Origin of the sequence: Mycolicibacterium doricum, from assembly GCF_010728155.1 — a bacterium.
Classification (GTDB): domain Bacteria; phylum Actinomycetota; class Actinomycetes; order Mycobacteriales; family Mycobacteriaceae; genus Mycobacterium; species Mycobacterium doricum.
In genome coordinates, this window is record NZ_AP022605.1 from 4,022,301 (window position 1) to 4,029,398 (window position 7,098).

The 7,098-nt window shown below is 62.2% G+C and carries 5 protein-coding genes and 1 pseudogene; all 6 read right to left on the minus strand.

Annotated features, from left to right (window positions below; translation table 11 throughout):
• Positions 1–109: 109 nt before the first annotated feature.
• A complete protein-coding gene (locus tag G6N07_RS19625) occupies positions 110–1,252 on the minus strand; it encodes an acyl-CoA dehydrogenase family protein (protein WP_085190546.1) in 1,143 nt (380 codons plus the stop codon).
• 49 nt (positions 1,253–1,301) lie between these two features.
• Positions 1,302–2,930, minus strand: coding sequence for a fatty acid--CoA ligase (locus tag G6N07_RS19630; RefSeq protein WP_085190544.1), 1,629 nt, complete (start codon positions 2,928–2,930; stop codon positions 1,302–1,304).
• Positions 2,931–2,951: 21 nt separating this feature from the next.
• The gene (locus G6N07_RS19635; protein ID WP_085190543.1) at positions 2,952–3,608 is read right to left on the minus strand and encodes a transglutaminase-like domain-containing protein; all 657 of its coding nucleotides are present in this window, start codon (positions 3,606–3,608) and stop codon (positions 2,952–2,954) included.
• Between the two features lie 204 nt (positions 3,609–3,812).
• On the minus strand, positions 3,813–4,724 hold the full coding sequence (locus G6N07_RS19640; protein WP_085190718.1) for an alpha/beta hydrolase: 912 nt from the start codon (positions 4,722–4,724) through the stop codon (positions 3,813–3,815).
• Between the two features lie 139 nt (positions 4,725–4,863).
• Positions 4,864–6,534 carry a flavin-containing monooxygenase gene (locus G6N07_RS19645; protein WP_085190541.1) on the minus strand — a complete coding sequence of 557 codons (1,671 nt, stop codon included), beginning with the start codon at positions 6,532–6,534 and terminating at the stop codon, positions 4,864–4,866.
• Positions 6,531–7,098 (minus strand): annotated as a pseudogene (locus G6N07_RS19650) (ferritin-like domain-containing protein); the annotation flags it as partial. The gene G6N07_RS19645 and the pseudogene G6N07_RS19650, both read right to left, overlap by 4 nt.

A 7,098-nucleotide genomic window follows, 5' to 3' on the forward strand; every position in this document is an offset into this window, starting at 1 on the left:
CTTGGTGGGACGTTCATCTGGGGGACGTTCATCTGGGGGACGTTCATCCCGTGGCAGCTTCCTCATCGAGGGGTCGTGGTGACCGGAGCTGGAAAGGTGAACCGGCCGGTCAGAGGGATCGGGAGATGATCTCCTTCATGACTTCGTTGGTTCCGGCGTAGATCATTTGTACTCGTTGGTCGACCCAGAGGCGGGAGATGGGGTACTCCTGCATGTATCCGTAGCCGCCGTGTAGTTGTAGGCATTCGTCGAGGACGTGCATGGCGCGTTCGGTGGTCCACCATTTGGCCATTGCGACGGTCTGGACGTCCAGTCGTTGCTCGAGGTGCAGGCTGATGCAGTGGTCGAGGAATACTCGTGCGACGCGGGCTTCGGTGGCGACTTCGGCGAGTTTGAATTTGGTGTTCTGGAATCCGAATATCGGGCGGCCGAAGGCTTCTCGCTCTCGGGTGTAGCGCAGGGTCTGTTGTAGGGCGGTCTCCATCGCGGTGACGGCGCCGACCGCCACGATCAAGCGTTCCTGGGGCAGTTGGGTCATCAGCTGAATGAAGCCCTGGCCTTCGCTTTCGCCCAGCAGATGGGTTCGGGGAACGCGTACCTCGTCGAAGTACAACTCGGAGGTGTCCTGGCCGTGCTGGCCGATCTTGTGCAGGGTGCGGCCTCGACGGAACCCGGGTCGGTCGGCTTCCACGACGATCAGCGAAATGCCGTCAGCGCCCTTGCTGGGGTCGGTTTTGGCTACCACGATGATGAGGTCTGCTTGTTGGCCGTTGGTGATGAAGGTCTTCGAGCCGGTGATCACATAGTCGTCACCGTCGGCGACGGCTCGGGTGCGGATGTTCTGCAGGTCTGATCCGGTGCCCGGTTCGGTCATCGCGATGGCTCCGACGAGTTCGCCCGATGCCATTTGAGGTAGCCACTGGTGTTTGAGCTCTTCGCGGGCGTAGTTGAGGATGTAGTGGGCAACGATTCCGCTGTGCAGTCCGGCGCCCCACGAGCTGTCGGCGATGCGGGCCTGTTCCTCGAGCAGGATCGCTTCGTGAGCGAATGTTCCGCCGCCGCCGCCGTATTCGGTGGGGATCGATATACACAGCAGCCCGAGTTCTCCGGCTCGTTGCCACAGCGAGCGGTCAACCTGGTGTTGTTCGGCGAATCGCTCCCGGTGAGGCGCGAGTTCGGTGGCTAAGAACTTCGCGGCGAGTTGGCGGAGGTCATCGAGTTCGGGGTCGAGCCACGGCGACGGGTGTGACATGGGGTCCTTTTCGGTTGGAAGGAGAAGCTGCGGAGTAGGGGGAAGACGGTCAGTCACCGCCGGATACGTCGTAATCCCCGGCGCTGTGGCGGGCCCGAAGCAGCTTCTTGTCGTACTTGCCGACGCTGGTTCGGGGAATCTCCGAGACAAACGACCAGCGTTCTGGAATCCACCACTTGGGCACCTTGCCGTCCAGGAAGGCACGCAGGTCGTCGAAACTGGGGGTCGCCGTGGGTGATGCCACGATGAAGGCAAGGGGGCGTTCCTGCCATTTCTCGTCGGGCACGCCGATCACTGCGGCTTCATGCACCTGCGGATGGGCAATGAGCGTGTTCTCCAACTCCACTGAGGAGATCCATTCGCCGCCCGACTTGATGACATCTTTAGAGCGGTCGGTCAGGGTCAGAAATCCGTGCTCGTCGATGCGTCCTACGTCGCCGGTGCGTAACCAGCCGTCGTCGAACTTCTCGTTGTCGTCGTCACCGAAGTAAGCGGCCGTCACCCACGGTCCGCGGGCTTGGATCTCACCGACCGCCACCCCGTCCCACGGCAGGGTGCGGCCGTCGTCGTCACGCAGCCGCAACTGGACTCCACAGATGGGGCGGCCTTGGCTTGCGCGCTGCACCCAGTCATCGGGCTCACCGGCCCCGCTCGACGGCCGCGCCACCGTGGCCAGCGGTGAGGTTTCGGTCATTCCCCAGGCTTGCACGATCGGTATACCGAATTCTTGCTCGAAATGGCGTATCAGTGACACCGGTACAGCCGACCCACCGCAGGCGACCAGCCGCAGCGACGAGATGTCATGGCTGGGATCACCTTCGAGGTAATGCAGGATGTCGTTCCAGATGGTCGGAACGGCACCGGCAACGGTGGGCTTGGTGTCTTCGATCAGTGTCACCAGTGCCGGCGCCTGCATGAACTTGTCGGGAAGAACCAGCTCAGCTCCGGCGATCAACGCCGAATAAATCAGGCCCCAGGCATTGGCATGGAACATCGGCACGATCGGCAGGACACGATCGGGCTCCCCTATGCCCAACGCGTTCGGGGTGCAACCGGTCAGCGAATGCAGGTAGGTGGACCGATGGCTGTAGACAACCCCTTTGGGATGGCCGGTGGTGCCGCTGGTGTAGCACATCGCCGACGCCGATCGTTCGTCCAGTTCGGGCCAGTCGAAATCAGGAAGCTGCGCGTCGATGAGTTCGTCGTAGGACAGCACGGTCTTGCCGGTGGCCCGCAACGGATCGGTGTCGCCGTCACCCACCACGATCACGGTATGGACCGAATTCATGTCCGGCAATGCGCGGGCCAGTAACCCAGCCAGCGACACGTCGACGATCACCACCTCGTCATGGGCATGGTTGGCGATGTAGCCGAGTTGCTCGGGGCTCAGCCGAATGTTGAGGGTGTGCAGCACCGCACCCATCGAGGGCACCGCGCAGTACGCCTCCAGGTGCTCCTGGTTGTTCCACTGAAAGGTGGCCACCCGCTGATCGCCGGTGATGCCTACCGCGCGCAGCGCGTTGGCCAATTGCCCGACCCGCCGGCCCAGCGCCGCATAGCTGTACGCTCGGTACCCCGAGCCAGTCGGGGTGATGACACGGCGGTCAGCGTGAATGGATGTCGCATGTTGCACGATTGTCCCCACCGTCAGCGGGACGTCTTGCATGGTGCTTCGCATCAGTAACCCTTCGTCGCCCGGTTAGCGGGAGAATTCGTCTGCTGGTGACGCCGGCTCGGTGACGAGCCGGCCGTAGTTCGCCCGCAATGCCTCCATGATGTCATCGAAGGGTAGGTCGTCGAACTCCCCCCGATCCTGGAGGTACTCCATGTGCCGGGTACCGTCGCCGGTGAAGGCGTGCAAGAGTGCATCGTGCTCGCCGTCGAACTCGATCGGCCCGACACCGAAACGGGCACACAGTTCACGATTGAAGGCCGGGGTGGCCTTGACCCAACGCCCACCCAGCAGCATGCTGCTGTAACCGTGGTAGACGAAAACGTCGGCGCCGCCCATGCGCTCACGCAGACTCTCGCTCTGCAGATGATTACGCACATCGGCGAAACCTAGACGCGCCGGAATCCCGGCCGCCCGGCAGCAAGCCGTCAACAACACCGCTTTGGGAATGCAGTAAGCGCCCGATGCCGCCGCCACCGTACTGGCCCGGTAGTCACGCCGATCCTCCGAAACGGTGTACGGGTCATACCAGATCACGTCACGCACCGCGGTGAAGATACGACGCGCCCGCGCCACAGGATCACTGGCCCCGCCGATCGCATTCGCGGTGAACTCCCGAACAGCCCCGTCCTCGAAATCCAGGAACTCCGTCGGTTCAAGCCACCGCTCGAACTCAGCATTCATCGGTGCAACCCGATGGCGTCATGTTGACTCCTTGTTGAAGGGAAGCGCGGTTGAAGGGATAGCGTGGTTAAAGGGATAGCGTGGATTGCGCTTGCGAACACCGAGCTGACAAGAAGTAGCACGGCGCTCGATCTACGCCCCAGCAAACCAGCTTTGACAAGGCCAGTGTTAGCGTCTCCATGCTTGACGTCCGGTTCGTACTTGTCAAGAGCGTGACGCGAACCGTGAAAGGAATTCGCCTCCCGAACTGATCGCCGCGGGCGCCTCGGGCAGCAACCGGAACATTGCCTGAAATACGTGGATCTGCCCCCGCCATACCTGTAACTCCACCGATGACTCTGCCAGCCGCATTCGGTCAGCGAAACTGCGTGCGTCGTCGAGCAGCATCTCCCGACCGCCGACTTGGATCAACGTTGGCGGCATACCGTGGAGGTCTGCGTCGAGCACGCTGACGCGCGGATCGGTGGGGTCTGCGCAACCTACGTACAACGCGAGACCGCGCGCAGCGGACACGGCCGACGCGAACGGATCGCGGCGCCGCAAATCGCGCGCGAGGGCAAGCTGGCAGGTCAAATCAAGCACGGGTGACATCAGCAGCATGGCATCGGGACTGGGCAACCCATGGGTGCGCGCGCCCAGTGCGGTTGCCACAGCCAGCTGGCCGCCGGCCGAATCGCCCGCCACCGCGACCGAGCCGCCCACCGACGCCGCCCTCTCGCCACACGTCAGCCACCGATAGGCGGTCAGGGAGTCGTCTGCGGCAGCCGGAAAGGGATGGCCTGGCGCCAGCCGATACTGGACCGCGAACACCGGGCGGCCCGAGGCGACGGACAACTCGCCGAGCAGCCCGCGATGAGTTTTCGGCGAGCACATCGAGAACGCACCCCCATGGATGTAGAGGATCGGCGGGTCATCCTCGTCCACATCGGGTCCGAGGATCCAGTCGCCCCGCACCCGCTCGCCGTCGAACGGACAGTCGACCTTCGTGACACGCACTCCGCGTCGGGGACCGGATGCGACAAGGGCCGCGCGCAGCACTTGATCCATGATTGACAAGCCGACCTGATTTGCCGGCACAGCCTGGGTCAGCGGACGAAGCAGACCGCGTGCTGCCATGGCCACCATAAAGCTGGCCATGCTCGGCTGGTTTTGCGGGTCCGATCTCACGTGAGGTTCCCGTCCTCTCTGGTAAAGCGGCACTTCTGTCGGTAGCCGGAATGCCGACGCCGGTCGAAGCTGCGGTGCACTGGATTGACTACACGCCATCTGCGATGTGGACGCCGGCCAGCCGCTCGGGGCTGATCGGGGTGGTGTGGTTCTCTACTGCCTCTGCCTCTGCCTCTGCCTCTGCCTCTGCCTCGTTCCGAACCGTTCGCTTCAGCGGCCTTCGAGCAGTCCGTGTCGGCGTCACCATGGCGGAAGAGACGTCAAGCTCATGAAGGGGTTTCGTGGATCGCTCACCGTAGGATGCCTGTGGTGTCATCACGTAATCGGTGGTTTCCACGCGCGCGAGCTGTCGGGCGAATTCGGTGGCGAATCCAGGAAACATGGTGCCGTTGTAGCCGTCTTCGGTGAGATACCAACTCTTGCAGCCAGAGTTCCAGGTGGTGCCGGCGAGGCGGCGCTGGATCTTCTTGTGGTACCGGTCTTGACGGTCTGGTTTGACGTCGATGGTGTGCAGATGGTGATCGATGATCAGCCGGATGGCTTCGACGATGTAGCCGATCTCCGCTTCCATGTAGACGAGGGCTGAGTTGTGGCCGGGACCTGAGTTCGGTCCAAAAGTGAAGAACAGGTTGGGGTAGCCCGAGACGCTGACGCTCTTGTACGCGTGCGCTCCAGTCGACCATTCCGCTGCCAGATTGCGCCCATGGGAGCCGGTGATCGGAAATGGTGTCCCGGCTTTGCATACGTCGAACCCGGTAGCGAAGACTATGCAGTCGAGCTCATGTTCCACCCCGTCCGCCGTGCGGATTCCGATAGGTGAAATCGAGGCAATCGGCCAGCTGATGAGTTTGCAGTTCTCGCGTTGCAGAGCTGGATAATAGTCACTGGTCATCAGCATGCGTTTGCAGCCCGGCCGGAAGCGCGGCGTCAACTGCCTTCTCAGCCAAGGCTCTTTGACCTGGCGACGCAAGTTCGCTTTCGCGATCCACTGGATCGCCGCGGTGGCCGGGGTATTCCATACCATGCCGACAGCCATGACTTCGTGACCCCAGAACCATGCCTGACGTGCCGCCGTCTGCAACACGGGCAATCGACGGAACGCCGACTTCGTCCATTCCGGATGAGGTAAATCCGGCTTGGGCAAGACCCAGCCCGGCGTCCGCTGGAACACCTTCACCGAACGAGCGACTTTCACCAGCTCAGGAATGATCTGGACGGCGCTGGCACCCGTGCCGATCACCGCGACGCGCTTGTCTGTCATGTCGTAGCCGTGATCCCAGCGGGCGCTGAGGATCTTATGGCCGGTGTAGGTGTCCAGGCCCCGAATGTCGGGAAAACTTGCATTGGAAAGAGGGCCGTTCGCCATCACGACAGACCGTCCGTAATAGTTGCTGCCCTCTTCGGTTTCGGCGGTCCACGTACCCGTCTCGTCATCGAAGCGCAGGCCAGTGACTGTGACCCCGAACCGAATGAACTGCCGAAGTGCGTGCTTGTCGACGATGCCTCTGATGTACTCGAGGATCTCGCCACTGCCTGAATAGGCGCGCGACCAGTCCGGGTTTTGTTCGAATCCAAACGAATACAGCAGGGAAGGAACATCGCACGCTGCGCCGGGGTAACTGTTATCGCGCCACGTGCCACCGACGTCTGTGGATCGCTCAAGGATCAGGAAGTCGTCGATACCCTGTTGCAGCAGACGTATCGCGGTGCCGATCCCGGCGAATCCGGCGCCGATGATCAAGACTGTCTTTCTGCTCATTTTGCCACCGGTTCGTAGGTCAGTTCCTCAGTCCATGACGGCGTCTTACCGAGGACCTCAATCGGGAAGTGGTCGATGACGACTCCCAGCCGCTCGGCGACGAACTGCAGCGGTTGGGAATGTTTGATGGTCGCCGACATGTGAGCCTTGAGGATGTGATACCCGGGCACGCGTCGGGTGTTCTCGCTGCGGTCCCCGACGTTCGAGTACCGCGTGACGGCGTTGTACAACTTCTCTTCGGACAGGCCCCACGCATTGAGATTGGTGAGCATCCGGGTCAACAGCGGGACATACAACAGCGCACCGATCAGGATGCGTGGGTCGACAAGCGTCGCCGCAGTCTCGATGGCGTGTAACCGCATCGGGCTGGCGCCGAGGTCGTTGAGCACCTGAAACCCTACTGCGAGATGCCGCGACTCGTCGTTGTTGACGTTCCTGAACACCTCGGCACACACTGGGTCAGCCACCTCGTCGAGCAGAAACTTCAGCAACGCTCCATCGAGCGCACATTCCAATGCGGGAATCGCGGCGCCGATCACGGTCAGGGGAAGGTCCTCGGCGTAG